The 26,066-nt window shown below is 71.4% G+C and carries 26 protein-coding genes; 17 read left to right on the forward strand and 9 right to left on the reverse strand.

The genetic code is table 11. The features are described 5' to 3' along the window. The first annotated feature begins 51 nt into the window (after nucleotides 1–51). Complete coding sequence (locus OG413_RS24520) at nucleotides 52–1,392, forward strand: transcriptional regulator (RefSeq protein WP_266808809.1); 1,341 nt, start codon at nucleotides 52–54, stop codon at nucleotides 1,390–1,392. An 88-nt stretch (nucleotides 1,393–1,480) separates the two neighbouring features. Beyond that, nucleotides 1,481–2,011 (forward strand): NUDIX domain-containing protein, encoded by a 531-nt coding sequence (locus tag OG413_RS24525; RefSeq protein ID WP_266808811.1) that lies wholly within the window; start codon nucleotides 1,481–1,483, stop codon nucleotides 2,009–2,011. A 194-nt stretch (nucleotides 2,012–2,205) separates the two neighbouring features. Here OG413_RS24525 and OG413_RS24530 read toward each other — a convergent pair whose 3' ends face one another. Continuing rightward, complete coding sequence (locus OG413_RS24530; protein ID WP_266808813.1) at nucleotides 2,206–3,066, reverse strand: 3-hydroxybutyryl-CoA dehydrogenase; 861 nt, start codon at nucleotides 3,064–3,066, stop codon at nucleotides 2,206–2,208. 258 nt (nucleotides 3,067–3,324) lie between these two features. Between OG413_RS24530 and OG413_RS24535 the strand changes: the two genes are divergently transcribed. Beyond that, nucleotides 3,325–4,599 carry a glycoside hydrolase family 10 protein gene (locus tag OG413_RS24535; protein ID WP_266810343.1) on the forward strand — a complete coding sequence of 425 codons (1,275 nt, stop codon included), beginning with the start codon at nucleotides 3,325–3,327 and terminating at the stop codon, nucleotides 4,597–4,599. A 319-nt stretch (nucleotides 4,600–4,918) separates the two neighbouring features. Here OG413_RS24535 and OG413_RS24540 read toward each other — a convergent pair whose 3' ends face one another. The 3 genes from OG413_RS24540 to OG413_RS24550 all read right to left on the reverse strand — a co-directional run bounded on the left by OG413_RS24540 (nucleotide 4,919) and on the right by OG413_RS24550 (nucleotide 7,120). Next, nucleotides 4,919–5,482, reverse strand: coding sequence for a hypothetical protein (locus OG413_RS24540; RefSeq protein ID WP_323137891.1), 564 nt, complete (start codon nucleotides 5,480–5,482; stop codon nucleotides 4,919–4,921). Between the two features lie 294 nt (nucleotides 5,483–5,776). Continuing rightward, the gene (locus OG413_RS24545) at nucleotides 5,777–5,986 is read right to left on the reverse strand and encodes a DUF1918 domain-containing protein (protein ID WP_266808815.1); all 210 of its coding nucleotides are present in this window, start codon (nucleotides 5,984–5,986) and stop codon (nucleotides 5,777–5,779) included. 42 nt (nucleotides 5,987–6,028) lie between these two features. Beyond that, a complete protein-coding gene (locus OG413_RS24550; RefSeq protein ID WP_266808817.1) occupies nucleotides 6,029–7,120 on the reverse strand; it encodes a DMT family transporter in 1,092 nt (363 codons plus the stop codon). On the opposite strand from OG413_RS24550, the gene OG413_RS24555 reads away from it, so the two are divergent. The 5 genes from OG413_RS24555 (at nucleotide 7,119) to OG413_RS24575 (ending at nucleotide 11,583) form a co-directional block, all read left to right on the forward strand. Further along, entirely contained in the window at nucleotides 7,119–8,594 is a 1,476-nt protein-coding gene (locus OG413_RS24555; protein WP_266808819.1) for a PLP-dependent aminotransferase family protein, read from the forward strand. The two genes, OG413_RS24550 and OG413_RS24555, sit on opposite strands and share 2 nt — an antisense overlap. Next, entirely contained in the window at nucleotides 8,591–9,022 is a 432-nt protein-coding gene (locus tag OG413_RS24560; RefSeq protein ID WP_266808821.1) for a GNAT family N-acetyltransferase, read from the forward strand. Before OG413_RS24555 ends, OG413_RS24560 begins: the two co-directional genes overlap by 4 nt. A 60-nt stretch (nucleotides 9,023–9,082) precedes the next feature. After that, nucleotides 9,083–9,658, forward strand: a complete 576-nt coding sequence (locus OG413_RS24565; protein WP_266808823.1) for a histidine phosphatase family protein — start codon at nucleotides 9,083–9,085, stop codon at nucleotides 9,656–9,658. Nucleotides 9,659–9,841: 183 nt separating this feature from the next. Further along, nucleotides 9,842–10,993 carry a serine hydrolase domain-containing protein gene (locus OG413_RS24570; protein WP_266808825.1) on the forward strand — a complete coding sequence of 384 codons (1,152 nt, stop codon included), beginning with the start codon at nucleotides 9,842–9,844 and terminating at the stop codon, nucleotides 10,991–10,993. Nucleotides 10,994–11,085: 92 nt separating this feature from the next. Beyond that, nucleotides 11,086–11,583: a peptidylprolyl isomerase gene (locus tag OG413_RS24575; protein WP_266808827.1), complete on the forward strand. Its 498-nt coding sequence runs from the start codon at nucleotides 11,086–11,088 to the stop codon at nucleotides 11,581–11,583. A gap of 114 nt (nucleotides 11,584–11,697) precedes the next feature. Here the strand turns inward: OG413_RS24575 and OG413_RS24580 are convergent, their stop codons facing one another. After that, a complete protein-coding gene (locus OG413_RS24580) occupies nucleotides 11,698–12,084 on the reverse strand; it encodes a hypothetical protein (protein ID WP_266808829.1) in 387 nt (128 codons plus the stop codon). Nucleotides 12,085–12,219: 135 nt separating this feature from the next. Here OG413_RS24580 and OG413_RS24585 point away from each other — a divergent pair, with 135 nt between their 5' ends. Then, entirely contained in the window at nucleotides 12,220–12,735 is a 516-nt protein-coding gene (locus tag OG413_RS24585) for a DUF6630 family protein (protein WP_266808831.1), read from the forward strand. A gap of 33 nt (nucleotides 12,736–12,768) precedes the next feature. Here OG413_RS24585 and OG413_RS24590 read toward each other — a convergent pair whose 3' ends face one another. Then, nucleotides 12,769–13,623, reverse strand: coding sequence for an isocitrate lyase/phosphoenolpyruvate mutase family protein (locus tag OG413_RS24590; protein WP_266808833.1), 855 nt, complete (start codon nucleotides 13,621–13,623; stop codon nucleotides 12,769–12,771). A 217-nt stretch (nucleotides 13,624–13,840) separates the two neighbouring features. Between OG413_RS24590 and OG413_RS24595 the strand changes: the two genes are divergently transcribed. Then, nucleotides 13,841–14,416 carry a TIGR03086 family metal-binding protein gene (locus OG413_RS24595; RefSeq protein WP_266808834.1) on the forward strand — a complete coding sequence of 192 codons (576 nt, stop codon included), beginning with the start codon at nucleotides 13,841–13,843 and terminating at the stop codon, nucleotides 14,414–14,416. 330 nt (nucleotides 14,417–14,746) lie between these two features. Here the strand turns inward: OG413_RS24595 and rox are convergent, their stop codons facing one another. Further along, complete coding sequence (gene rox / locus OG413_RS24600) at nucleotides 14,747–16,174, reverse strand: rifampin monooxygenase (RefSeq protein WP_266808835.1); 1,428 nt, start codon at nucleotides 16,172–16,174, stop codon at nucleotides 14,747–14,749. Nucleotides 16,175–16,768: 594 nt separating this feature from the next. On the opposite strand from rox, the gene argC reads away from it, so the two are divergent. Genes argC through OG413_RS24625 form a run of 5 tightly spaced genes read left to right on the forward strand, consistent with a single transcriptional unit; the run spans nucleotide 16,769 to nucleotide 21,614 of the window. Further along, on the forward strand, nucleotides 16,769–17,797 hold the full coding sequence (gene argC / locus OG413_RS24605; protein ID WP_266808836.1) for an N-acetyl-gamma-glutamyl-phosphate reductase: 1,029 nt from the start codon (nucleotides 16,769–16,771) through the stop codon (nucleotides 17,795–17,797). After that, nucleotides 17,794–18,948, forward strand: a complete 1,155-nt coding sequence (gene argJ, locus OG413_RS24610; RefSeq protein ID WP_266808837.1) for a bifunctional glutamate N-acetyltransferase/amino-acid acetyltransferase ArgJ — start codon at nucleotides 17,794–17,796, stop codon at nucleotides 18,946–18,948. Before argC ends, argJ begins: the two co-directional genes overlap by 4 nt. Continuing rightward, nucleotides 18,945–19,859, forward strand: coding sequence for an acetylglutamate kinase (gene argB, locus OG413_RS24615; RefSeq protein WP_266808839.1), 915 nt, complete (start codon nucleotides 18,945–18,947; stop codon nucleotides 19,857–19,859). The genes argJ and argB overlap by 4 nt, the downstream gene beginning before the upstream one ends. Beyond that, a complete protein-coding gene (locus OG413_RS24620; RefSeq protein ID WP_266808840.1) occupies nucleotides 19,856–21,052 on the forward strand; it encodes an acetylornithine transaminase in 1,197 nt (398 codons plus the stop codon). The genes argB and OG413_RS24620 overlap by 4 nt, the downstream gene beginning before the upstream one ends. Nucleotides 21,053–21,077: 25 nt before the next feature. Beyond that, nucleotides 21,078–21,614, forward strand: coding sequence for an arginine repressor (locus OG413_RS24625; RefSeq protein ID WP_073729331.1), 537 nt, complete (start codon nucleotides 21,078–21,080; stop codon nucleotides 21,612–21,614). A gap of 118 nt (nucleotides 21,615–21,732) precedes the next feature. On the opposite strand, the gene OG413_RS24630 is transcribed toward OG413_RS24625, so the two are convergent. Then, on the reverse strand, nucleotides 21,733–22,434 hold the full coding sequence (locus OG413_RS24630) for a L,D-transpeptidase (protein ID WP_266808843.1): 702 nt from the start codon (nucleotides 22,432–22,434) through the stop codon (nucleotides 21,733–21,735). A gap of 64 nt (nucleotides 22,435–22,498) precedes the next feature. Beyond that, entirely contained in the window at nucleotides 22,499–23,107 is a 609-nt protein-coding gene (locus OG413_RS24635; protein ID WP_266808845.1) for a pyridoxamine 5'-phosphate oxidase family protein, read from the reverse strand. Nucleotides 23,108–23,277: 170 nt separating this feature from the next. Here OG413_RS24635 and OG413_RS24640 point away from each other — a divergent pair, with 170 nt between their 5' ends. Both OG413_RS24640 and argH read left to right on the forward strand, forming a co-directional pair. Further along, a complete protein-coding gene (locus OG413_RS24640; RefSeq protein WP_266808847.1) occupies nucleotides 23,278–24,471 on the forward strand; it encodes an argininosuccinate synthase in 1,194 nt (397 codons plus the stop codon). A gap of 88 nt (nucleotides 24,472–24,559) precedes the next feature. Beyond that, nucleotides 24,560–25,999: an argininosuccinate lyase gene (argH, locus tag OG413_RS24645; protein WP_266808848.1), complete on the forward strand. Its 1,440-nt coding sequence runs from the start codon at nucleotides 24,560–24,562 to the stop codon at nucleotides 25,997–25,999. The last annotated feature ends 67 nt before the right edge of the window (nucleotides 26,000–26,066 follow it).

Genomic DNA, 26,066 nt, shown 5'->3' on the forward strand with positions numbered 1-26,066 from the left:
GGGATCACGGGACAGCCCTTAGGCTCATCGCGACGCACGACTGGGGGGGCAATGGAGCCCAACATCCTGCTCGAAGCCCTGATCGACGAGGCCGGTGTCTCCCGGGCGGGGCTCGCCGGGCACGTCAACCAGGCGGGCCGGGCCCGCGGCCTGTGCCTGCGCTACGAACACACGGCGGTGTCCCGGTGGCTGAAGGGGCAGCGACCGCGCGGCCAGGTGCCCGACCTGATCTGCGAAGTCCTCGGCCGCCGCCTGCGGCGCCCGGTCGCCCTCGACGACATCGGCATGGGCGCGTCCGGCGGGAACACCACGACGCACGGCATGTCGCTCTCCGCATTCGTCGACCGGGCCACCACGCTGTGGCGCTGGGACGAGCAGCGGCGCCCGCACCTCGCCACCGCCCCCGCGGTCACCGGAACGACGGCGGTGATGCCGGTCTGGGAGTGGGAGAACCCGCCGGAGGACACCGATGTCTCCCGGCCGGGGCAGGCCCGGGTGAGCACGGCCGACATCGTCACGCTCCGGGCGGCCCGTGACCACTACGAGCAGATGTACCGCAAGGCGGGCGGCATCGCGACCCGTTCCCGGGTCGTCGGCTTCCTCAACGCCGAGGCCGCGCCCCTGCTGCGCGGCGGCTGCGGCGACGAGCTGGGCCGGCGACTGCACCGGGCGACGGCCGGACTGGTGGCCGTCGCGGGCATCTGCGCGTACGACTCCGACGCCCACGGACTGGCCCAGCGCTACTTCCACCAGGCGCTGCGTCTGGCCAAGGCCGGCGGGGACCGGGGCCTGGGCGCCTATGTGATCGCCCTGCTGGTCAACCAGTCGCTCTTCCTCGCCGAACACCGCCGCGCCGTCGCCTTCGCCGAGGCGGCGCTGCGGGCCGCCGGACCGCACATCACCCCGGCCCTGGCCGCCGATCTGTACGCCATGCAGGCCAAGGCGTACGCCCGGCTCGGGGACTCCGGCAGCACCCTGGCGTGCATCCGCCGTGCCGAGTCCGAGGCGGACCGCGTCCTGCCCGGCGGGGAGCCGGACGAGACGGGATACGTCCAGCCGGGGCTGGTCGACGTACAGGTGGCGGAGGCGCTGCTCACGCTCGGGGACGTGTCCGCCGCCCGGCAGCACGCGGTCTCGGCGGTGCGCGCCCCGGCGCACGACCGGGGCAGAGTGCACCGCCTGGCGATGCTGACCCAGATCGAACTGCTCCAGGGCGAGGCGGACCGGGCGGCGCGCACGGCCGCCGAAATGGCCGAAGGGGCCCGGGGGATGGACTCCCGGCGGCTGCGCGACCGGCTCCGCTCGGTGCGGGAGCAGTTGGCGGCGAGTGGTTGCGCCGAAGCGGCGCGGACGGCCGAAGCCATCGACGGGGCACTGCGCGTGCCTCTGTGAGCTCCCCCGTACACCGGCTCCGTGCGTTCCCCCGCGGGACGGACCCTGCTGCCATGTTGCCATCGACGTGTCGAAAGGCGGCAGCACTGTGCAGTGGACGAACTCAAGCGAACAGAATGTGTATGAGAATCCCTGGTTCCGGGTGAACCTGGCGGACGTCGTCCTCCCCGACGGCCGCCATCTCGACCACTTCGTCATCCGGCTCAGGCCAGTCGCCGCGGCCACCGTCGTCAACGAGGCCGACGAGGTACTGCTGTTGTGGCGGCACCGTTTCATCACCGACAGCTGGGGCTGGGAACTCGCCGCGGGTGTCGTCGAGGACGGCGAGGACATCGCCGCGGCTGCCGCCCGGGAGATGGAGGAGGAGACGGGCTGGCGCCCCGGCGAACTGCACCCGCTGATGACCGTGGAACCGGCCAACGGGCTCACCGACGCCCGGCACCACCTCTACTGGTCGCGGGAGGCCCACTACACCGGCCCTCCGCGGGACGGCTTCGAGTCCTCGCGCCGCGAGTGGATACCGCTCAAGCTGATCCCGGACCTGATCGCCCGGGGCGAGGTGCCCGCGGCCAATATGGCCGCCGCGCTGCTGATGCTCCGTCATGTGCGGCTGGGGTGAGAGCCGTGCCGGGATGCGCGCGGGGCCGTGCTGAGGGAAACGCGCGGGGCCCTGCTAAGGGTGGGTAGCAGGGGCCCTGTGAGGGGTGGGCGACGGCGTGCGAAGGGTGCGCCGAGGGCGTACGAGAGTGGCGAAGACGTGCGAAGGGCCGGTCGGGGGTGCCCGGCCGGCCCTTGAGGAGACAGCGCCGCAGGTCAGGCGTACGGGTAGAAGCCCGAGCCCGTCTTGCGGCCGAGCCGGCCCGCGTCGACCATCCGCTGGAGCAGCGGGGGAGCGGCGTACAGCGGCTCCTTGAACTCGGCGTACATCGAGTCGGCCACCGAGGCCACCGTGTCCAGACCGATCAGGTCGGCGAGCTTCAGCGGGCCCATCGGGTGGGCGCAGCCGAGCTCCATGCCGTTGTCGATGTCCTCACGGCTGGCGATGCCCGACTCGAACATCCGGATCGCGGAGAGCAGATACGGAATCAGCAGGGCGTTCACGACGAAGCCGGACCGGTCCTGGGCACGGATCGCGTGCTTGCCGAGCACGTCGCGGACCACGGCCTCGGCGCGCGCGATGGTCTCGTCCGAGGTGGTCAGCGCCGGGATCAGCTCCACGAGCTTCTGCACCGGGGCCGGGTTGAAGAAGTGGATACCGATGACCCGGTCCGGGCGCGAGGTCGCGACGGCCAGCTTCACCAGCGGGATGGAGGAGGTGTTGGAGGCCAGGATCGCGTCCTGCCGGGTCACCACCTGGTCGAGCACCTGGAAGATCTCGGTCTTGACCTGTTCGTTCTCCACGACGGCCTCGATGACGAGATCGCGGTCGGCGAACTCACCGAGGTCGGTGGTGAAGCTGAGGCGACCGAGGGTTTCGTCGCGCTCCTCTTCGGTGATCTTGCCGCGTTCGGCGGCCTTGGAGAGGGAGTTGTGCAGTCGGGTGCGGCCGATCTCCAGCGCCTCGCCGGTGGTTTCCGCCACCTTCACTTCGAGGCCGCTGCGCGCGCACACCTCCGCGATACCTGCGCCCATCTGGCCACAGCCCACCACTCCGACGCGTGCAATGTCGGCCATAGAGTCCGTCACCTCGTGCCTTTCGCTGTTCTCCGTATCGCAGGGTCCCGTGTGATTCCGGTGCCCGCCTCGACCCCCCGACGTTACTCCGCGATCCGGTCCCGCCGGTCCGCGGGTCATCCGGCCGTGAGCGGGCATGATGTGCGTCACGCACGGCTACCGGTGCCGTACGCAGAGAAAGCGAAACGGTGGTGGGTAGAAATGTCGCAACTGGGTCGGAGAGCCTTTGTGGCGGGCGCGGCCGGGGTGGTGGCCGCGATGACGGCGGCAGGTGATGCCGTGGCGTCCTCGGGTGCGGCGGCGCGCGGCGCCGACTCCGCGCAGGGCTCCACACGGAGTCACGGGAGCAGCCACGGACGGGGTCATGGACCCGGTCAGGGTCAGGGCCGTGGACACGGTCACGGACGCGGCTCCGTGTCGCGCGAGCTGCGCGGTATGTGGATCGCCACGGTCGCCAACCTGGACTGGCCCTCCGCGCCGGGCCGTCCGGCGGCGGAGCAGCAGGCGCAACTGATCGCGTATCTGGACCGGGCGGTAGAGCTCCGGCTGAACGCCGTGGTCCTCCAGGTCCGGCCGACCGCCGACGCGCTGTGGCCCTCGCCGTACGAACCATGGGCCCAGTGCCTCACCGGCGTTCAGGGGAAGGACCCGGGCTGGGACCCGCTCGGCACGGCCGTGAGCGAGGCGCACCGGCGGGGTCTGGAGCTGCACGCCTGGTTCAACCCGTACCGCGTGGCGAACCACACCGACCCCTCCAGGCTCATCGCCACCCACCCGGCCCGGCTGCACCCGGAATGGGTCCTGCCGTACGGCGGGAAGCTCTACTACAACCCGGGTCTGCCCGAGGTCCGCCGCTTCGTCCAGGACGCGATGCTGGACGCCGTGCGCCGGTACGACATCGACGCGGTCCACTGGGACGACTACTTCTACCCGTATCCGGTGGCCGGTCAGGTCTTCGGCGACGACGCCGCGTACGCGCGGTACGGCGCGGGCTTCCCGGACAGGGCCGCCTGGCGCCGCGACAACACCGACCGGCTGGTGCGCGAGACCGCCGAACTGATCAAGAGCGTCAAGCCGGACGTCCGGTTCGGGATCAGCCCCTTCGGGGTGTGGCGCAACGTCGCTAGTGACCCGCTCGGTTCGGACACCCGTGCCGGGGTGGAGACCTATGACGACCTGTACGCCGACACCCGTAAGTGGATCAAGGAGGGCTGGATCGACTACATCTGCCCGCAGATCTACTGGTTGGCGCAACCGCTTGACCTGCGGGTTCCTGCGAACTACGCGGTGCTGGTGCCCTGGTGGGCGGACGTTGTGCGGGGCACCGGGGTCGATCTGTACGTGGGGGAGGCGCTGTACAAGGTGGGTGATCCGGTACAGCCGGCAGGCTGGCAGGACCCTGCCGAACTCTCCCGTCACCTGGACATCTGCGCGCGGCACCCGGAAGCCCGAGGGAACATCTACTTCTCAGCGAAGCATGTGGCCAGCGATCGTTTGGGCGCTATGGCCCTCATCGCCGAGCGCTACAAGTGAAGCTGAGCGCTACAAGTAAAGGGGAAGCGGTGCATGCCTACGAGGCGATGGCTGCTCTCCTGGCCACGGGACAGCCCTTGGGCTCCGGCGTGACGCGTGCCTCAGCCTCCGACGGGACGCGTGCGAAGCGGTATTCGCCACCCTGCGCCGAGCCCCGGCGAGGCGCCCGGAAGCTCCGCAGTCCGCTGTCCGGACTCCGCTTCCCTTTCCCGGCCTCGGGCTCGGACAATGAAGGTGACCGTTCGCCGTGCTACGAGCAGGTCGGTGACGTGCTCTCGCAAGGCTTCCTGAAGTGCGAGGCTGTTCGTTACCGGGATGATCAGGCGGTCTTGGTGTACGTGAGCTGCTCGCCGCTGTCCGTGTTCGCGCGACTCAGGGAGCCGTCCGGGAGCAGGGTGAGCGTAGTGGGCCCGCCCGCGGTGCAGGACGACATGGGTTCGCCGACGACGACCGTGGAGGGGCCGACCTCGACGGGGCCGCTCGGGGACGGTTCCGCGGTCAGGATCGCCTGGAAGACGCAGTGGTAGGAGCCGCCGTTGTCGAGCGGTCCGTCCGCGGTGAGGCTGAGAACGGTCCGGCCGACCGTGCCCTGCTGGATGACGAGTTGCCGGGTGGAGCGGCCCGCGGCGTTGTCGATGGAGCCCGACCAGGTGCCGAGGTAGCCGGCCGGGATGGAGTCGTCGCTGTTGCTCTTGTCTTCGGTCGGGTTCGACGCGGCCGGTTTCGCCCCGGCCTCGTCCTTCCCGTCCTTTTCCTTCCCGGCCTGTTCCGTCGCGGCCAGTTCCTTCCCGGAGTCCGGGCCGCGCACCAGTTGGACGACGACGAAGGCCAGCGCGACGGTCAATACGGTGATCGTGGTGATAAGCGCCCATCTGCGCGTCATGAATTTCCTCAGGAGGTGCGGCATAAATGTGTCACTGGTGATCACGCGTCCGATCCGGAAGTGGTTCAGTGTGCACGTAAGTTGTGACATGCCTGTGAGACGGCGGACCTCTCCGCCGTCTCGAAGTGCACCTGTACGCCGGTACGCCGGAGGAAAACTGGTACGGGTGGTGGTTGGTCACTGCCCCAGCCGCGTGCGTACGCCGGACCGACCGGACGTAGGGGGGCGGGGGCCGGGCCGGGGGCCCGGACGGATCCCCGGCCCGGCCCCCGGCTCCCGCCTCCTGGCCGCTCGCTAGTACGGCTCCCGGTCCCTCTGCGCGGCGGTGTGCTGTACGACGCTGTCGGGCCCGGGGGACATCAGTGATTCGTGACCGTCCTCGAAGCGCAGTCGGTACGGGGGTGTACCCCCGTCGCCGAGCACTTCGATGATCTCCGCGACACGGTCGTGCTGCCCCACGGTCCTGCCGTGCGTCAGCAGCCGGTCGCCGGTGTGTGCCTCCATCGGGAGTGACCTCCTCACGGGTGGCGGTTCATGTCGACAAGTCTATGACCGTACGGCGGGTTCGCCTCCTGCCCGGCCTTCCGCCTCGTCGTCTGTTCGGCCTTCTGCTTGGCCTTCCGTGCGCCCGCCCCGTCGTCCGCTCGCCCGCTGGGTGGCCGCGATGCAGACGAGTACGGCCACCGCGGCGACCGGTGCCGCCGCCGAGACCGTCTCGCCGAGGAGGAGGAACGACCACACCAGCGTCAGCAGCGGCTGGGCGAGCTGGAGCTGACTGGCCCGGGGTACGCCGATCTCCGCCATGCCCCGGTACCAGACGTACAGGCCGAGGAAGGTCGACACCGCGGCCACCCACACCAGGCCGACGACGCCGTGCGTGGTCAGGTGCACCGGTTCGAAGGGCAGCGCGACCGCGGCGCCCGCCACCGCCAGGGGCAGGCAGAGGATCAGCGCCCAGCCGATCACCTGCCAGCCGGGCATCACCCGGGCCAGCCCGCCTCCCTCGGTGTACCCGGCCGCGCACACCAGCAGGGCGCCGAAGAGGTACAGATCGCCGGACGACACGGCCCCGCCGCTCTCCCGCACCGTGAAGGCGATCACCACCGCCGCTCCGGCCAGCGCGGCGATCCAGAACGTACGGGAAGGGCGTGCTCCGGTACGCAGCGACGCGAACACCGCCGTGGTCAGCGGCAACAGCCCCACCACCACCGCGGCGTGCGACGTGGTGGAGGTCCGGAGGGCAAGGGTGGTCAGCAGCGGGAAGCCCACGACCACACCGCCCGCGACGACCGCGAGCGGACCCCAGTGGCGGCGGTCGGGCAGCGGGACGCGGGCGGCCAGCAGCACGCTGCCCGCGATCAGCGCGGCGAGCACACTGCGCAGCGCGACCAGGGACCACGGGCCGAAGCTCTCCAGCCCCCAGACGGTGGAGGGGAAGGTCAGCGAGAACGCGACGACGCCGAGCCCGGCGAGCACGGTGCCGCTGCGGGCCTCCGAGGGGTCCGGGGGCGTCGGTATGCCCGCCGACGGGCCGGCCGGGCTCACCGACCGGGCGGCCGGGCCGTCCGAGGCACCCGTCGACGTCGAGGGATCAACCGCTATCGCGGTTGATCCAGTAGCGCTATCCTGTGCTGTCATGCAAGAGCGTAGCAGCGTCGCCGAGCTGGCAAATTCTCTCCGCGGGGAGCTGAACCGCTACCCATACCGTGGGAAACTGCCATCCAGTCGCTCCCTCGTGGAGCGCTTCCGGGTCAGCCCCGTCACCGTCTCCCGGGCCATCGCCCAGCTCGCCGCCGAAGGGCTCGTCATCACCCGGCCCGGCTCCGGCGCCTTCCGGGCGGAGCACCGCGGTGCCGTCCCCGCCCCGGGCGACACCTCCTGGCAGGAGGTCTCCCTGAGCGGTGACGGCGGCCCGGAGGTGGTGCCGCGCACCGTCGACGCCTCCGGCGTCCTGGTCACCCTCGCCGCCCCGCCGCCCGGCGTCATCGAGTTCAACGGCGGCTATCTCCACTCCTCGCTCCAGCCCGAGCGGGCCCTGTCCGCCGCGCTGGCGCGGGCCGGACGCCGACCGGGCGCCTGGGGGAGGCCGCCCACCGACGGGCTTCCCGAACTGCGCGCCTGGTTCGCCCGTGAGATCGGCCCGGCCGTCTCCGGCGCCGACGTCCTGATCACCTCGGGCGGGCAGAGCGCCCTGGCCACCGCCCTGCGCGCCCTCGCCCCGCCCGGCGCCCCGGTCCTCGTCGAATCGCCCACCTACCCCGGGATGCTCGCCGTGGCCCGCGCCACCGGACTGCGCCCCGTGCCCGTGCCCGCGGACGCCGACGGGGTGCGGCCCGATCTGCTCGCCGCCGCGTTCCGGGCCACCGGGGCCAGGGCCTTCGTCTGCCAGCCGCTGTTCCAGAACCCCAGCGGTGCCGTCCTCGCGGCCGAGCGACGCCCCGAGGTCGTCAGGATCGCGCGCGCCGCCGGGGCGTTCGTCATCGAGGACGACTTCGCCCGCCGTCTCGTCCACGAGGACGCGGGCCCGCTCCCGGCGCCCCTGGCCGCCGACGACCCGGACGGGGTCGTCGTCCACGTCTGCTCGCTCACCAAGGCCACCTCCCCCAACCTCAGGGTGGGCGCCCTGGCCGCCCGCGGCCCCGTCCTGGAACGGCTGCGGGCCATCCAGGTCGTCGACAGTTTCTTCGTCCCCCGCCCGCTCCAGGAAGCCGCGCTGGAACTGGTCGGCGCCCCGTCCTGGGGTCACCATCTGCGTGCGGTGGCAGCCGAGTTGAATAACCGTCGCACCGCCATGACGACCGCGCTCCTGAAGGAGCTGCCGGAGCTGGCGCTGCCGCACGTCCCCTCGGGCGGCGGCAGCCTCTGGCTGAAGCTCCCCGGGGACGGTGCGGGCGCCGACGAGTCCGCGGTGATCTCCGCGGCCCTGCGCGCGGGAGTCGCCATCGCCCCGGGCCGACCGTACTTCTGCGCCGAACCCCCGGCAGGGCACGTGCGGTTGAGCTTCGCCGCGGTCTCCGGACCGGCCGAGATCGCGGAAGGCGTACGGCGGCTGCGCACGGCCTGCGACGAACTCTTCGCCGGACCGCCACGGGGCGATAGCCTCCGGGCATGACCGAAACGCCCGAGCACCGTTACGAGATATCGTCCGCCCCGGGCCGGCTCGATCCGGCCCGTATCCACAACTGGCTCTCCACCGACGCCTACTGGGCGCTGGGACGCACCCGCGAACACCAGGACCGGGCCATCGCCGGATCGCTGAACTTCGGCGCGTACGACACGGCGTCGGGCGAACAGGTCGCCTACGCGCGGGTCGTGACCGACCTGGCCACCTTCGCCTGGCTCTGTGATGTGTACGTCGACAGGTCGGCCCGCGGTCACGGGCTCGGCGTCCGGATCGTCGAGGCCGTCCGCGACCATCTCGCGCCCACCGGCGTCCGCCGGCTCCTGCTGGCCACCGACGATGCCCACGGGGTCTACGAGAAGGTCGGTTTCACCGGACTGGACCACCCGGAGAGGTGGATGTCCCTCCGGCCGGCCTGACCCGGATTCCCGCGCGGCACCCTCTTGACCGGCGTGACATTCGGCTCCACGATCGCCGCCATGAGTGTTCGAGTCTCCCTGGTCGCCGCGGCCCGCAGCTCGTCCCTGCTGGCCGAGCGCTTCGACGACGACCGGCCGCTCGACCACGCCGGATGGCACGAGATACAGCTCGTCGCGCACACCCTGGTGCCGCTCGGCGGGGCCGAACTGCGCTACTGCTCGCCCACCCCGCGCAGTCGTGCCACCGGGGACGCGCTCGGCTACGCCCCGATGGCGCAGCCCGCACTGCGCGACTGCGACATGGGCCGCTGGCGGGGCCTGACCCTGGCCGAGGTCGCCGCCCGTGAACCGGGCGCCGTCGACGCCTGGCTCGCCGATCCGCGCCACGCCCCGCACGGCGGTGAATCGCTGCTCGCCTTCATCTCGCGGATAGGGGGCTGGCTGGACACCCGCCCCGCCTGCGAAGGCGCCATCGTCGCGGTCGCCGAACCCGCGGTGATCCGCGCCGCTCTCGTCTACGCGCTCAACGCCCCGCCGTCGGCGTACTGGAACGTGGACGTCCGTCCGCTTTCCACGCTCACACTGACCGGTCTGCCGGGCCGCTGGAGCCTGAACTTCGAAGCGGGCATCCGCTGACATCCCCGCGTCCTCCCGCTGATACCGCCGACGTCTTCCCACTGATGCCCCCAGCCGCTTCCTGCCGATACCTCCGGCGGCTTCCCGCCGATGCTCCCCGCGTCTTCCCGTCCGTCCGACCAGTCGGTATGTTGCGGGGCGTCAGGGTTCCAGCGGGCACGCGCCCGGGACGAGGAGGCCACCGTGCCGCAGATCCACGGTCACTGCGACGAACGGTTCGCCGCGGTGCGTGAGGCGTTCGAGCGGAATTTCGCGGAGCGGGACGAGCTGGGCGCGGCCGTCACCGTCCTGGTCGACGGCGCACCGGTGGCCGACCTCTGGGGCGGCTGGGCCGACGAGGCGCGGACCCGCCGCTGGGAACGGGAGACGCTGGTCAACATCTGGTCCACGACGAAGGGCCCGACGGCGCTCTGCGCCCACATCCTGGCCGACCGCGGACTGCTCGACCTCCAGGCGCCCGTCGCCCGGTACTGGCCGGAGTTCGCCGCGGCGGGCAAGGAGTCCGTCCTCGTACGCCACCTCCTGTCGCACCGCTCCGGTCTGGCCGGTCTCCGGCAGCCGCACACGCTGGCCGAGCTGTACGACTGGGAGCTGACCTGCGCCCGGCTGGCGGCCACCGAACCCTGGTGGGAGCCCGGCACCCGGTCCGGCTACCACGCGATCACATACGGTTTCCTGGTCGGCGAAGTGGTCCGCCGGATCAGCGGCCTGCTGCCGGGGGAGTTCCTGCGGCAGGAGATCACCGGACCGCTCGGCATCGACTTCACGATCGGCCTCCCGGAGCAGGACACGTACCGCGTCGCCGAACTCGTCCAGGCGAAGCCCGCGAGAGCCGCACAGGCCGCGCTCCTCGCGCAGCTGGAGCCGGTGGCCGTCGCCTCGCTGCTCAACCCCGCCACGGGCCGGGCCGTGGCCAATACGCCCGAGTGGCGGGCCGCCGAGATCCCCGCGGCCAACGGCCACGGAACGGCCCGCGCGGTCGCGTCGCTGTACGGAATCCTGGCCGGGCGCGGCAGCCTGGAGGGCCGCCGGATCCTCTCCCGCGAGGCGGCGGAACGCGTCCGTGAGGGGCAGGGCGGCTGCCGGGACCTGGTGGTCGGCGGGGGCTTCGCGCACGAAACCGAGATCGCGCTCGGCGTGTGGCTGAGCGGCCCGAACCGTTCGTACGGCCCCAATCCCAGGGCTGTCGGCCACGACGGCGCGGGCGGCTCCTGCGGCCTGGCCGATCCGGAGTCCGGGGTCGCCCTCGGCTATGTCATGAACCGGATGGGTACGGGCCTCGCCGACGACCCGCGGAAAATGGCCCTGGTCGAGGCGGTGTACGCGGCGCTCTGACGCCCGTGCGACCGGCCCGGGTCCCCGGCGCTGTGTTTCACCGGGCATCCCCGGGTTTCACCTGCGGTTGCCCGGAGTGTGAGGATGGCTCCATGACAACCAAGGTCTTCTTCGACATCACCATCAATGACGAGCCCGCCGGGCGGATCAACTTCAACCTGTTCGACGACGTCGTGCCCAAGACCGCGGAGAACTTCCGCGCCCTGGCGACCGGCGAGAAGGGCTTCGGCTACAAGGGCTCCTCCTTCCACCGGGTCATCCCGGACTTCATGCTGCAGGGCGGCGACTTCACCCGCGGTGACGGCACGGGCGGCAAGAGCATCTACGGCGAGAAGTTCGCCGACGAGAACTTCAAGCTCACGCACGACCGTCCGGGCCTGCTGTCCATGGCCAACGCGGGACCGAACTCCAACGGTTCGCAGTTCTTCGTCACCACCGTCGTGACCTCGTGGCTGGACGGCAAGCACGTCGTCTTCGGTGAGGTCGACGGCGACGACAGCATGGAGCTCGTCCGCAAGATCGAGAGCCTCGGCACCCCGAACGGCCGCACCCGCGCGAAGGTCACCATCGCCGACTGCGGCGTGCTCTGACCGGTCCGGAACCCCTTCGGGCCCACGGCTGAGCCGGCCGGCCGACGGAACACGTCGGCCGGCGCCTCGGCCGGACCTCCGTGCTCTCGCACCCCCGCCCCCCGCACCCACGCGCTATCGGTGCGCGAGCACGAGGAACTCTCCGTCGCCCGCACCCTTTCGTCTTCGCCCCGCCCTCGCCCCGCCCTCGGCCACGTGTCCGGCACCTACCCCGGCGCCTGCGGCGTCCCGGACGGCCGTCACCTCGGTCCACACCGTCACGGAACCGCCATCGGGCAGCTCGACGCGCCGCTCCGAGTCGACCGGATTCCACCGCTCCCCACCGCGGGCCCGTGGATCACGCGTGTCGAAGACGATCCGGCCGCCCGGCACGCGGGAGCGCCGCAGATCGGCGAGCGCACCGGCCCACGCGGCGTCCGTGACGAAGAACCGCGCGACATGGCTGGTCATGACAGCCACGTCGAACGAGGCGCCGGGCGGCACCGGCGACGTGCCTTCCACCCGGACCACCCGCCCGGCACCCGGCTTGGTCCCGCGGCTCGTTGTCGTACCCCCGTGGGAGGGTGCCACAAGGACGCCGAACAGGGCGCGCCGTGTACCGGCCGCAGTCGCGCGGCTGTCGAAGGAGTGCACATCATGTCCGGCACCGACGCCGTCGCCCCGTCCCTGGAAGCCATCGCCTCGCTGCTGGCGCCCGACAGCCCGGCAGTCGCCGAACGGGTGCTGCGCGCCCACGTCGACCCCGGCGGCTATGTGCGTGACCACGCGGACCGGCTGGAGGACCGGGGTATCGAGGAACCCGTCCCCAACCTCGCCTGGATAGCGCTCATCGACGCGCTCGAAGAGCACCGGCTGCTCGCGGAGTTCGACTGGAAAGAGGACTCCACAGAGATACGGGCCCGGTTGACCGGTCTCGCGTCCCGTCCGTCCGTGGACCCCTGGGTGCTCTTCGACGCCGATGAGATGCTCCTGCCGACCGCCGAGTTCCTGGACGCCTGCGGCCGCCACTACCGGGAGGTCGGCGCGGCGCTGGCCGTCCTCGACATCGAGTCGGACTGCTATCCGGTGGTGTGTCTGCGCGCCGCACGGGCCGGGGAGCTGACCGCGCTGGCGGCTCGCGCGGACTTCCCCGCCTGGAGCCTCGGCGCGTGAGAGACCGTGCGCGCCGGAAGCGATCCGGGTGCGCTACGCCGGTGGGGGAGTGGGCGGCCGGCCCGGCATCGTGGCATTGAGCGTGCCGTAGTCGAGGCCGTCGGCCAGCGCCGTGCTCGTACCGGAGGTGAGGAGTTCACGCGCGCTGCGGTCGACCAGGGCGTAGGCGGCCTCGGCGATCGCGGAGCCCGCACTGATCCGTGCCACGCCGAGCTTCGCCAGCGTGGGGACCGGGAGCGCGCCCGGTCCGGTCAGCAGGTTCAGCGGGCCCGGTACCCCGTCGGCCAGGGCCGATACGGTCGCCTCGTCGAAGGTCCCCAGGACGAACACCCCGTCCGCGCCCGCCTCGACGTAGGCGCGGGCCCGGTCCATGGTCTCCTTGAACCAGGAGTCGGGATCCGTGGGGTGCAGCCGGTGGGTGTCGATCCGGGCGTTGAGGAAGAGCGGCACGCCCGCGGCGTCCGCGGCGGCTCGCGCGGCCGCGATGCGAGCGGCCTGCTCGGCCGGCCGCCGCAACGGTTGTGCGCCGGAGCGGAGGGAGTCCTCAAGATTGATTCCGACGGCACCGGCGTCGAGCACGCCCTGTACGGTGTCGGCCAGTTCCGCGGGGGTACGGGCGAAGCCGCTCTCGATGTCGGCGGTGACGGGGACGCTCACCGCGGCGGCGATACGGGAGATGAGAGCGAGGGCGGCATCGCGGTCCAGCCGGTCGCCGTCGGCCGATCCCAGCGACCAGGCGACGCCCGCGCTGGTGGTGGCGACGGCCGCGGCTCCGGCCGCCTCGACGAGTCGCGCGGAGGCCACGTCCCAGGCGTTGGGCAGCACGAGGGGCCTGCCGGGCACGTGCAGCGAGCGGAGCAGAAGTGCCCGGTCGTGAAGGGACGTCATGGTGATCTCTTCCTTGGCTCAGGGGCCCCGTACCGCACACGGCCGTATGGCCTGACCGCCTGACCGCCTGACCGCGTGACCGCGTGACCGCCTGACGCCAGGGCCGGGGCGATGGCCCGCCGTACGGGAGGGCGTCATTTTCCCGTACGGGTCCCTGGACCGCACCTCATTTCGCCCCCACCGGCGGTAGCGCCGCGTCCGCTCCTACACTCCGGACATGAATGAAGTCGATCTGCTTGAGGGCGTCCTGTCCAAGACCGCCGACGTCATCGGCGGTGTCGGCGCCGACCAGCTGAGTCTCCCCACGCCGTGCGACGCGTACGACGTCGGGACTCTGATCCGTCACATCGGCGGGTGGATCCTCGTGTTCGAGGCGGGCAGCCACGGGCGTACGTACGAGGGTGACGCCGCGAACCACCGCTGCGGCGCCGACCCGGCGGCCGAGTTCCGTGAAGCCGCGGCGGGCGTGGTGTCCGGATGGAAGAAGTACGGCTTCGACCGCGAGGTCCCCGTCACAGGCCGTGAGATGCCGGCCGAGCAGGTGTTCAACATGACCCTCATGGAGTACCTGACCCACGGCTGGGACCTGGCGGTCGCCACCGGGCAGCCGGTCCCCTTCACCGAGGAGGAGGCGACGGCCGTCCTGACCCGCGCACACGCCACGCTCCCGCCGCAGTTCCGGGGCGAGGGCATGGCGTTCGGCGAGATCGTTCCCGTGGCCGAGGACGCGTCGGCGATGGACCGGTTCGTGGCATTCCTCGGACGCGACCCGGTGCCGCCGATGGCCCGGTAGACCTCCGGAACCGCACGGGTTGCCCGGTGGGCCCGGCGAACACGAGGGCGAGCAGGGTCGTGTCGGAAGCGTGTCGGCCGAGCAGGTCGGACAGCGGGTGGCTGGACAGCTGGGCGGCCGGTCAGCCTGGCAGCCTCCGCGATCCGTCGGGCGACCCTGCCGGCGAGGAGGCGAGACGCGGCGAGGCGGGGAACGCGACCAGCTCCGTACGGATGGCCTCGCCGCCGCCCTCCCACAGGGCGCGGACGAGCGGCCGCGGTTCATCGCGGCGGGTGTGGACGGCCGGCGCCCCGCGTACAGGTCCCGCCCTTCCGGGCCGCGACCGTGCGCTCAGGAGGTGGCGGCGCCGAACCACTGGGGCAGCCGGTCGATCAGATCCTGCTGATCGTCACCGACCCACGCCACGTGGCCGTCGGGCCGCAGCAGTACGGCGGGCGCGTCCAGCTCCTCGCTGACGTCGACGACATGGTCGACCCGGTCCGCCCATCCCGTCACCGACAGCCGGCCGGTCCGGTCGAGCAGCAGCCCGCGGCCGTCGTGCATCAGCTCGTAGAGGCGCCCCCGCTTCAGCCCCACGTCCCGCATCCGCCGGCCGAGCAGTTCGTGGCCCTCGCCGAAGTCGTAGCGGACCTCCACCGCGGTGATCATCCCGGTCACGTACCGGTTCACCTCCTCGAAGTCCATCAGCTTCGAGAACAGCTCCCGCAGCGCGGTCGCACCCGGATCGGTCCCCAACAGGGTGATCTGCGCCCGGGTGTTGTCCAGCACGCGGGCGCCCACCGGGTGGCGTTCGGCGTGGTAGCTGTCGAGCAGCCCCTCCGGTGCCCAGCCATTGACCTCGGCGGCCAGTTTCCAGCCGAGGTTGAACGCGTCCTGCACGCCGAGGTTCATTCCCTGCCCGCCGGTCGGCGGGTGGACGTGCGCCGCGTCGCCGGCCAGCAGCACCCGGCCGACCCGGTAGTGCTCGGCCTGCCGGGTGGCGTCGCCGAACCGGGACAGCCAGCGCGGCGAGTGCGCGCCGAAGTCGGTGCCGGCGACCGCCCGCAGTTGCCGCTTGAACTCTTCGAGGGTCGTCGCGGTCGTACGGTCCTCGGACACCCCGTCGGCGGGCACGACGATGCGGCACACCCCGTCCTCGCCGTGGGCGACGCCGAACCTCAGCTGGGTCCTGCGGACTTCCTCGACGACGGCGGCGATCGTCGCCGGATCCTCGGTCACCTCCATCTCGCCGAGGAGCGTCTCGACCGTCGAGGGCTCGCCGGGGAAACCGACGCCGAGCTGCTTGCGCACCGTGCTGCGGCCTCCGTCGCACCCGACGAGGTAGCGCGAGCGCAGGTGCGTGCCGTCCGCCAGCTCGACGGTCACCCCCTCCTCGTCCTGACTCAGCCCGGCCACTTCGCAGCCGCGCCGGATCTCGGTACCGAGTTCGAGGGCCCGTGCGTTGAGCAGTCGCTCGCTGACCGGCTGCGGAGTGGCGAGGCCGTACGGGTGCGCCGTGTCCAACCGGTCGGGCCACGGCTTCATGATGCCGCCGAAGAGACCGCCGACCTGGAACTTCTCACTGACCGCGAGGAACCGCTCCAGCAGGCCGCGCTGGTCCATGATCTCGACGCTGCGGGCGTGGAGGCCCTGCCCGCGGGACTCCTTCGTCGGTTCGGCCAGCTTCTCCAGTACGACCACGTGCACTCCGGCCAGCCTCAGCTCACTGGCCAGCATCAAGCCGGTCGGTCCGCCGCCGACCACGATCACGTCAATCATCAGAACGCCCCATTCAACAAGAGTGGAATTCGGCCGGCAGCTCCGCGCGGTCCGGCGGCACGCACACCCGCACCCGTGGTGACCGAGACCGAGACCGCGACGCGAGTCGCTCCGGCGGTTCGATAGTCCCGCGCAGCCCATACATCGACAAAACCGCGCATAACTCGTGGATCTGTCATTTCCGCAGGTTCCGGCCTTGGCCGATCATTCTGCGGTACGACCGGGGCCTTGCCGCAAGCCCCCCGGTGGGCTATACCTTGAGAGTGGCAAGGAGTCGTTACTCCTTGCCTTTTGTTGTTTCCCGCACAGGGGGCTGAACGGGCTCCCGTCCCAGCCGTCGAACATCTTCAGCCGACTCGCGAAGGTGCCACGTTCGCGGCCACCAGGCGCCCTTCACCCACGAGCCCGATGTCGACCCGCGCATCAAGATGCGGCAGATCGCATCCGCTTGTGCGCACCTGTGCGACCGCACCGGCCGGGATTTCGATCTCCGGAGTCCGGGCCGTAACGTTCATGCTCCGGGAGCAGCACGCTTCTTCTTTGCATAAAAGTGCAGCACTGCGTATAGTCATGCCATCGACGAGGAGGATATCGATGGTGGTACGTGCAGCGGTAGCAGGGGCAAGCGGATACGCCGGCGGGGAGCTGCTCCGCCTCCTGCTGGTCCACCCCGAGGTCGAGATCGGCGCCCTCACGGGCCACTCCAACGCGGGGCAGTCGCTCGGCTCGCTGCAACCACACCTGCGGCCGCTCGCCGACCGGGTGCTCCGGCCCACCACCGCCGAGGTGCTCGCCGGGCACGACGTGGTCTTCCTGGCCCTGCCGCACGGCCAGTCCGCCGCGGTGGCCGAGCAGCTCGGCGATGACGTCCTCGTGGTCGACATGGGCGCCGACTTCCGGCTGGAGGACGCCGCCGACTGGGAGAAATTCTACGGTTCGCCGCACGCCGGGACATGGCCCTACGGTCTGCCCGAGCTGCCCGGCGCCCGCGTGGCGCTGGACGGCGCCAAGCGCATCGCCGTGCCCGGGTGTTACCCGACCGCCGTCTCCCTCGCGCTCTTCCCGGCGTACGCGGCCCGGCTCGCCGAGCCCGAGGCGGTCGTCGTCGCCGCGTCCGGCACCTCCGGCGCGGGCAAGGCGGCCAAGCCTCATCTGCTGGGCTCCGAGGTGATGGGCAACATGACCCCGTACGGCGTCGGCGGTGTCCACCGGCACACGCCGGAGATGATCCAGAACCTCAGCGCCGCCGCCGGTACTCCGGTCACCGTCTCCTTCACACCGACCCTCGCGCCCATGCCCCGCGGCATCCTCGCCACGTGCAGCGCGAAGGCGAAGCCGGGCGTCGACGCCGGGGCCGTGCGCGGCGCCTACGAGAAGGCGTTCGCGGACGAGCCGTTCGTCGATCTCCTCCCCGAGGGCCAGTGGCCCGCCACCGCGTCCGTGTACGGCTCCAACGCCGTACAGATCCAGGTCGCGTACGACGAGGCGGCCGGCCGGATCATCGCGATCAGCGCCATCGACAACCTCGCCAAGGGCACCGCGGGCGGCGCCCTGCAGAGCATGAACATCGCGCTCGGACTCCCCGAGAGCACAGGTCTTTCCACGATCGGAGTGGCACCGTGAGCGTCACGGCAGCACAAGGGTTCTCGGCGGCGGGCATCGCCGCCGGAATCAAGGAGAGCGGTAACCCCGACCTGGCCCTGGTGGTCAACAACGGGCCGCGTCGCGCCGCCGCGGGCGTCTTCACCTCCAATCGCGTCAAGGCCGCCCCCGTCCTCTGGTCGGAGCAGGTGCTCAAGGGCGGCGAGGTCACCGCCGTCGTCCTCAACTCCGGTGGTGCCAACGCCTGTACGGGACCCCAGGGCTTCCAGGACACCCACGCCACCGCCGAGAAGGCCGCCGAGGTCCTCGAAGGACACAGCGCGGGCGAGATCGCGGTCGCCTCGACCGGACTCATCGGCCTGCTGCTCCCGATGGACAAGCTCCTGCCGGGCATCGAGAAGGCAGCCGCGTCCCTCAGCGAGTACGGCGGCGAGAAGGCCGCCATCGCCATCAAGACCACCGACACCGTGCACAAGACGGCCGTCGCGGGCGGCGAGGGCTGGACCGTCGGCGGTATGGCCAAGGGCGCGGGCATGCTCGCCCCCGGCCTCGCCACCATGCTCGTCGTCCTCACCACGGACGCCGACGTGGACGCCGCGGGTCTCGACTCCGCGCTGCGCGACGCCACCCGCACCACCTTCGACCGGGTCGACTCCGACGGCTGCATGTCCACCAACGACACCGTGCTGCTGCTCGCCTCGGGGGCGAGCGGAATCACCCCGGAGCGGGCCGAGTTCGCCGAGGCCGTACGGACCGTCTGCGCCGATCTCGCCCGCCAGCTGATCGGCGACGCCGAGGGTGCCTCCAAGGACATCCGGATCGAGGTGATCAACGCCGCGACCGAGGACGACGCCGTCGAGGTGGGCCGCTCCATCGCCCGTAACAACCTCCTCAAGTGCGCCATCCACGGTGAGGACCCCAACTGGGGCCGTGTCCTGTCCGCGATCGGTACGACGAAGGCCGCTTTCGAGCCCGACCGGCTGAACGTCGCCATCAACGGTGTCTGGGTCTGCCGGGCCGGTGGCGTCGGCGAGGACCGCGACCTCGTCGACATGCGCTACCGGGAGGTCACGATCACCGCCGACCTCGCCGAGGGCACCGAATCGGCCGTCATCTGGGCCAACGACCTCACCGCGGACTACGTCCACGAGAACAGCGCGTACAGCTCATGAGCACTGCCCGCAAGCACACCGCACTGCCGAAGGCGCAGATCCTCATCGAGGCGCTGCCCTGGCTGACCCGGCACCACGGCCGGACCGTCGTCATCAAGTTCGGCGGCAACGCCATGATCGACGAGGAGCTGAAGGCCGCCTTCGCCCAGGACGTCGTCTTCCTGCGGCACGCCGGTCTCAAGCCCGTCGTCGTGCACGGCGGCGGCCCGCAGATCACTGCCCAGCTGGACAAGCAGGGCCTGGTCAGCGAGTTCAAGGCCGGTCTGCGCGTCACCACGCCCGAGGCGATGGACGTCGTACGGATGGTCCTGGCCGGACAGGTCCAGCGCGAACTCGTGGGGCTGCTCAACCAGCACGGCCCGCTCGCCGTCGGCATGACCGGCGAGGACGCCCACACCATCACCGCCACCCAGCACCGGCCCACCATCGACGGCGAACTCGTCGACATCGGCCGGGTCGGCGAGATCACCGCGATCGACACCGGGGCCGTCCAGGCACTGCTGGACGACGGCCGCATCCCGGTCATCTCCTCCATCGCCCGCTCCGCCGACGACAACCACGTCTACAACGTCAACGCCGACACCGCGGCCGCCGCGCTCGCCGCCGCGCTGAACGCCGAGACGCTGATGGTCCTCACCGATGTCGAGGGCCTCTACGAGGACTGGCCCAACAGCGACGACGTGATCAGCCGCCTCACCGCGACCGAGCTGGAGAAGCTGCTGCCCGACCTCTCCAGCGGCATGGTCCCCAAGATGCGGGGCTGCCTGCACGCCGTACGCAACGGTGTCGAGACCGCCCGGGTCATCGACGGCCGGGTCCAGCACTCGATCCTGCTGGAGATCTTCACCGACGAGGGAATCGGCACGATGGTCGTGCCCGACGCACAGCACGCGACGCAGGGGGAAGCATGACCAACGCCGGGCTTTCGCAGCGGTGGCAGGGCGCGCTCATGGACAACTACGGCACCCCCGCGCTGTCCCTGGCCCGCGGCTCCGGCGCCCGCCTCTGGGACGCGGACGGCACCGAGTACCTCGACTTCGTCGGCGGCATCGCGGTGAACGCGCTGGGCCACGCCCACCCCGCCGTCGTCGAGGCCGTCTCCACGCAGGTCGCCGCCCTCGGGCATGTCTCCAACCTCTTCATCGCCGAACCGCCCGTCGCGCTCGCCGAACGGCTGCTCCAGCTCTTCGGCCGGCCCGGCCGCGTCTACTTCTCCAACTCCGGCGCCGAGGCCAACGAGGCCGCCTTCAAGATCGGCCGGCTCACCGGACGCACCCACATGGTCGCCACCGACGGCGGCTTCCACGGCCGGACGATGGGCGCGCTCGCCCTCACCGGCCAGCCGGCGAAGCGCGAGCCCTTCCTGCCGCTGCCCGGCGACGTCACCCATGTCCCGTACGGGGACGTGGCGGCGCTGCGGTCCGCGGTGACCACCGACACGGCCCTGCTGATCATCGAGCCCGTCCAGGGCGAGAACGGCGTGGTCGTGCCGCCCAAGGGCTATCTGGAGGCCGCCCGGGAGATCACCCGGGCCACCGGCACCCTGCTCGTCCTGGACGAGGTGCAGACCGGCATCGGCCGCTGCGGCCACTGGTTCGAGCACCAGGCCCACCAGGGTGTCGAGCCCGACGTCGTCACCCTCGCCAAGGGTCTCGGCGGCGGACTGCCGATCGGCGCCGCCGTCGCGTTCGGACCGGCGGCCGACCTGCTCAAGCCCGGCCAGCACGGCACGACGTTCGGCGGCAACCCGATCGCCTGCGCCGCCGGGCTCGCCGTCCTGGACACCCTCGCCGCCGACGGCACCCTGGACAACGTGAAGCGGCTCGGCGAGCGGATCCGGGAGGGGGTCGAGGGACTCCAACACCCCCTGGTCTCCCATGTCCGCGGCTCGGGACTGCTGCTGGGTATCGTGCTCACCGGACCCCTCGCACCACAGGTGCAGCAGGCGGCCCAGGGAGCCGGTCTCCTGGTGAACGCGCCCGCCCCCGATGTCGTACGGCTCATGCCGCCGCTGATCATCGGTGACGAAGAGGTGGACGCGTTCCTGCGGATTCTGCCGGGCGCTCTCGACGCGGCATACGGGGACGGACGATCCGGAGCATGACGGTCCGGAGAATGAGGCGACGACGATGACCGAGGCGCAGGAATCCGAGCACGGCGGGCCGTCCGTGCCGCAGACCCGCACGGCCCGCCACCGCCGGATCGTGGACATCCTGAACCGGCAGCCGGTGCGCTCCCAGAGCCAGCTGGCCAAGCTGCTGGCCGACGACGGGCTGAGCGTCACCCAGGCGACGCTCTCCCGGGACCTCGACGAGCTGGGCGCGGTCAAGATCCGCAACACCGGCGGCGAGCTGATCTACGCGGTGCCGAGCGAGGGCGGATTCCGTACCCCGCAGGCGCCGCTGGGCGGCTCCGCCAAGGAGGAGCGGATGCGCAGGCTCTCCTCCGAACTCCTCATCTCGGCGGAGGCCTCGGCCAACCTCGTGGTGCTGCGCACACCGCCGGGCGCGGCTCAGTTCCTCGCCTCGGCCATCGACCAGGCCGAACTCCAGGCCATTCTCGGCACCATCGCGGGTGACGACACCCTGATGCTGATCAGCCGCGACCCGAACGGCGGCCAGGCCCTCGCGGACCATCTGCTGCGACTGGCCCAGAACGACCGCTGAACCGGGGCCTTCCGTCCGGGGCCTTCTCGTCCGGTCCGGCGCCCCCCCCGGCCGGTCCAGGCCCTTCCGTCCGGACCGGCCGGGCGGAACCTTGCGGACACGGCCTACGGGACAGCCCTCAGTAGCGGGTGATCGCGGTCGGTCCCGAGGCGGTCCCGATCGCGATGTGCGGGCGGCGGGCCGGGTTCGCCCAGGCCAGGATCCGGTCCATCGCGGCCGCCGGTACGGAAACGCAGCCGGCGGTCGCACCGCGCCCGTTCACATGCAGGAAGATCCCGGCGCCCCGGCCCCGTACCGGCCGGGCGTAGTTGAAGCCGATGACCAGGGCACGGGCGTACTGGGCGGTGTACGTGACCAGATGCTCGGCCTCGTCCGCCCGGCAGTCCGCGGGCCGCGGTTCCACCCAGCGGTTGTAGGCCCGTGCCGCGTTGTCCTGGCACCACCAGGAGCGGTCGTTGACGCGCCGGTAGGGGTACGCCGTCCCCGGTGCGGGCTCCTTGATCCCGAAGGCGTACGGGAGGTCGTACAGCCCGGTGGGCGTGGTGTTCGTGCCCTGCTCGCGCGTACGGCCCTCGGCGAGCCCGTTCGCGCCGAACCGGGCCGGTGCCGAACCCGCCGCCAGCCAGCCGCCCCGTCGCCGCTCCCACCAGGTCACCGTGCCGGTGGTGGAGCCCGCCTCCGGGGCCTCGGCCGTGATCAGCTGGCTGCCGCCGCCGGTGTCGGCCAGCCGTGCGGGGAGCGGCGGCCCGTCGTCGGGCCGGGCCGCGACCGAGCCCAGCAGGGCGAGCAGTACTCCACCGGTCACCAGAGAAACGCGCATGGTCCGGACCGTACGGCGCCCGGTGCGGCGGCCCCACCGGGCCTGCTCCGTACGGCCCAGTCGCTCATCGCCCGGGCGGCGCCGCCGTCGGCGCCATCGGCGGCAGCGGGAGGGGGAGCCCCGGCAGCCCGTCGATGCTCGTGGCGATGTCCGGCTTCTTCTCGAAGTACGCGCTGAGGCTCTCGTCGTCCTCGCGCCGGAACCGGTCCGCGTGCAGCGAGCGGTCCTGGTCGTACGAGAGGTGGGGCACCGCGAATCCGCAGGTGTCCCGGATCAGTTCGGCCCGCACGACGATGATCGCGCGCAGCCCGTGCGGGGTGGGGTCGACACCGGGGAAGTGGTCCAGGAGTCCGGTGAACCGCGGGTCGTCGCGGAAGACCGGCTCACCGCGGCCGTGTACCCGCACGATGTTGGGCGGCCCCTGGAAGGCGCACCACATCAGCGTGATGCGCCCGTTCTCGCGCAGGTGGGCGATGGTCTCCGCGTTGCTCCCGGCGAAGTCCAGGTAGGCCACGGTCCGTTCGTCGACCACGGCGAACGAGCCGCTGACGCCCTTGGGGGAGAGGTTGACCGTGCCGTCGGCGTCCAGGGGAGCGGTCGCCGTGAAGAACAGGGGCTGCTCCTCGATGAAGGTCCTCAGCCGTCCGTCGATGCGTTCATATGTCTTTCCCATGGCGTCGAGTATCGGCGGCGAAGGCTCGCCTGCCGAGGGATGAAGGCCCGCCTGCCGAGGGATGCGACACGACGCATCCCCGCCGTACGCCCCTGACCAGCGGTTTTGACAAAGCATACGGAGGACTGCATAGTTATACCCATCAGTGATTGCACCGTAAGGAGAAACCCGTGACCGAGCGCGTCGTACTCGCCTACTCGGGCGGCCTGGACACCTCCGTCGCCATCGGCTGGATCGCCGAGGAGACGGGCGCCGAGGTCATCGCCGTTGCCGTGGACGTCGGCCAGGGCGGCGAGGACCTGGACGTCATCCGCAAGCGCGCGCTCGCCTGCGGTGCCGTCGAAGCCGAGGTCGCGGACGCGAAGGACGAGTTCGCCGAGGAGTACTGCCTCCCCGCGATCAAGGCCAACGCCCTCTACATGGACCGCTACCCGCTGGTCTCCGCCCTCTCCCGGCCGACCATCGTCAAGCACCTCGTCGCCGCCGCGAAGAAGCACAACGCGGGCGTCGTCGCCCACGGCTGCACCGGCAAGGGCAACGACCAGGTCCGCTTCGAGGCCGGTATCTCGGCCCTCGGCCCCGACCTGAAGTGCATCGCCCCGGTCCGTGACTACGCGATGACCCGGGACAAGGCGATCGCCTTCTGCGAGGCGAAGGACCTCCCGATCGCGACCACCAAGAAGTCCCCGTACTCCATCGACCAGAACGTCTTCGGGCGCGCCGTCGAGACGGGCTTCCTGGAGGACATCTGGAACGCGCCGATCGAGGACATCTACGAGTACACCGAGAACCCGGCCGCCGTGCGCGAGGCCGACGAGGTCGTCATCTCCTTCAAGGAGGGCGTCCCGGTCGCCATCGACGGCAAGCCGGTCACCGTGCTCCAGGCGATCCAGCAGCTCAACGAGCGGGCCGGCGGCCAGGGCGTCGGCCGGATCGACATCGTCGAGGACCGGCTCGTGGGCATCAAGTCCCGCGAGGTGTACGAGGCTCCCGGCGCGATCGCCCTGATCACCGCCCACCAGGAGCTGGAGAACGTCACCGTCGAGCGCGAACTGGCCCGCTACAAGCGGCAGGTCGAGCAGCGCTGGGGCGAGATGGTCTACGACGGCCTGTGGTTCTCCCCGCTCAAGCGCGCCCTGGACGGCTTCATCAACGAGGCCAACCAGCACGTCACCGGTGACATCCGGATGACCCTGCACGCCGGCCGCGCCGTCGTCACGGGCCGCAGGTCCGAGCAGTCGCTGTACGACTTCAACCTCGCCACCTACGACTCGGGCGACACGTTCGACCAGTCCAAGGCGCAGGGCTTCATCGAGATCTTCGGCCTCTCGTCGAAGATCGCCGCCAAGCGTGACCTGGTCTGACCGCCACCTGTTACGTCACCGCCTCCCCGTTCCTTCGCGGCGGGGAGGCGGTCGCACATCCACCCCCTTGTTCTCCGAGGAGCACGCAGTGAGCAACGGCACCGGCAACGGCAACAGCGACGTACGCCTCTGGGGCGCCCGCTTCGCCGACGGCCCGGCCGAGGCGCTGGCCAAGCTGTCCGCGTCCGTCCACTTCGACTGGCGGCTCGCGCCGTACGACATCGCCGGCTCCCGCGCCCACGCGCGTGTCCTCAACAAGGCGGGCCTGCTCACCGAGGACGAACTGACCCGGATGACCGCCGGTCTCGACCGGCTCGAAGCCGACGTCGCCGACGGATCCTTCACCGGCACCATCGCCGACGAGGACGTCCACACCGCGCTGGAGCGCGGCCTGCTGGAGCGTCTCGGCCCCGACCTGGGCGGCAAGCTGCGGGCCGGCCGGTCCCGCAACGACCAGATCGCCACGCTCTTCCGGATGTACCTGCGCGACCACGCCCGGATCATCGGCTCGCTGATCGCCGACCTCCAGGACGCCCTGGTCGGTCTCGCCGAGGCACACCCGGAGGTGGCCATGCCCGGCCGTACGCACCTCCAGCACGCCCAGCCCGTCCTCTTCGCCCACCATGTGCTGGCCCACGTCCAGTCCCTGACCCGGGACGCCGAGCGGCTGCGCCAGTGGGACGAGCGGACCGCCGTGTCCCCGTACGGCTCCGGAGCGCTCGCCGGGTCCTCGCTCGGCCTCGACCCGGAGGCGGTCGCCGCCGACCTCGGCTTCGAGCACGGCTCGGTGGCCAACTCCATCGACGGCACGGCCTCGCGGGACTTCGTCGCCGAATTCGCCTTCATCACCGCGATGATCGGCGTCAACCTCTCCCGGATCGCGGAGGAGGTCATCATCTGGAACACGAAGGAGTTCTCCTTCGTCACCCTGCACGACGCCTTCTCCACCGGCTCGTCGATCATGCCGCAGAAGAAGAACCCGGACATCGCCGAGCTGGCGCGCGGCAAGTCCGGCCGTCTGATCGGCAACCTGACGGGCCTGATGGCCACGCTGAAGGCCCTGCCGCTCGCGTACAACCGCGACCTCCAGGAGGACAAGGAGCCGGTCTTCGACTCCTGCGACCAGCTCGAAGTCCTGCTGCCCGCCTTCACCGGCATGATGGCCACGCTCACCGTCAACCGGGAGCGCATGGAGGAGCTGGCCCCGGCCGGCTTCTCGCTCGCCACCGACATCGCCGAGTGGCTGGTCAAGCAGGGCGTCCCGTTCCGGGTCGCGCACGAGGTCGCGGGCGAGTGCGTCAAGGAGTGCGAGCAGCACGGCATCGAGCTGGACCAGCTCACCGACGAGCAGTTCGCGAAGATCTCCGAGCACCTCACCCCGGAGGTCCGCACCGTCCTCAACGTGCGCGGCGCCCTCGCCTCCCGTAACGGCCGGGGCGGTACCGCGCCCTCCGCAGTCGCCGTGCAGCTCGCCGAGGTGAAGACGGACCTGGCGGCCCAGCACGCCTGGGCGACCGCACAGCGGTAGCGGCACGAGGGGCGCGGCGCCCGCTCAACAGGTGTACGAACGGCATCGCGGGCTACGTTGGTCGGGA

Source organism: Streptomyces sp. NBC_01433, assembly GCF_026340105.1.
Lineage (GTDB): Bacteria > Actinomycetota > Actinomycetes > Streptomycetales > Streptomycetaceae > Streptomyces.

Coding starts and splice junctions, on each gene's coding strand:
- OG413_RS24520 (WP_266808809.1), top strand. CDS start 52: ATGGAGCCCAACATCCTGCTCGAAGCCCTGATCGACGAGGCCGGTGTC.
- OG413_RS24530 (WP_266808813.1), bottom strand. CDS start 3,066: ATGGCCGACATTGCACGCGTCGGAGTGGTGGGCTGTGGCCAGATGGGC.
- OG413_RS24535 (WP_266810343.1), top strand. CDS start 3,325: ATGACGGCGGCAGGTGATGCCGTGGCGTCCTCGGGTGCGGCGGCGCGC.
- OG413_RS24540 (WP_323137891.1), bottom strand. CDS start 5,482: ATGACGCGCAGATGGGCGCTTATCACCACGATCACCGTATTGACCGTC.
- OG413_RS24545 (WP_266808815.1), bottom strand. CDS start 5,986: ATGGAGGCACACACCGGCGACCGGCTGCTGACGCACGGCAGGACCGTG.
- OG413_RS24555 (WP_266808819.1), top strand. CDS start 7,119: ATGCAAGAGCGTAGCAGCGTCGCCGAGCTGGCAAATTCTCTCCGCGGG.
- OG413_RS24550 (WP_266808817.1), bottom strand. CDS start 7,120: ATGACAGCACAGGATAGCGCTACTGGATCAACCGCGATAGCGGTTGAT.
- OG413_RS24560 (WP_266808821.1), top strand. CDS start 8,591: ATGACCGAAACGCCCGAGCACCGTTACGAGATATCGTCCGCCCCGGGC.
- OG413_RS24565 (WP_266808823.1), top strand. CDS start 9,083: ATGAGTGTTCGAGTCTCCCTGGTCGCCGCGGCCCGCAGCTCGTCCCTG.
- OG413_RS24575 (WP_266808827.1), top strand. CDS start 11,086: ATGACAACCAAGGTCTTCTTCGACATCACCATCAATGACGAGCCCGCC.
- OG413_RS24585 (WP_266808831.1), top strand. CDS start 12,220: ATGTCCGGCACCGACGCCGTCGCCCCGTCCCTGGAAGCCATCGCCTCG.
- OG413_RS24590 (WP_266808833.1), bottom strand. CDS start 13,623: ATGACGTCCCTTCACGACCGGGCACTTCTGCTCCGCTCGCTGCACGTG.
- OG413_RS24595 (WP_266808834.1), top strand. CDS start 13,841: ATGAATGAAGTCGATCTGCTTGAGGGCGTCCTGTCCAAGACCGCCGAC.
- rox (WP_266808835.1), bottom strand. CDS start 16,174: ATGATTGACGTGATCGTGGTCGGCGGCGGACCGACCGGCTTGATGCTG.
- argC (WP_266808836.1), top strand. CDS start 16,769: ATGGTGGTACGTGCAGCGGTAGCAGGGGCAAGCGGATACGCCGGCGGG.
- argB (WP_266808839.1), top strand. CDS start 18,945: ATGAGCACTGCCCGCAAGCACACCGCACTGCCGAAGGCGCAGATCCTC.
- OG413_RS24620 (WP_266808840.1), top strand. CDS start 19,856: ATGACCAACGCCGGGCTTTCGCAGCGGTGGCAGGGCGCGCTCATGGAC.
- OG413_RS24625 (WP_073729331.1), top strand. CDS start 21,078: ATGACCGAGGCGCAGGAATCCGAGCACGGCGGGCCGTCCGTGCCGCAG.
- OG413_RS24630 (WP_266808843.1), bottom strand. CDS start 22,434: ATGCGCGTTTCTCTGGTGACCGGTGGAGTACTGCTCGCCCTGCTGGGC.
- OG413_RS24635 (WP_266808845.1), bottom strand. CDS start 23,107: ATGGGAAAGACATATGAACGCATCGACGGACGGCTGAGGACCTTCATC.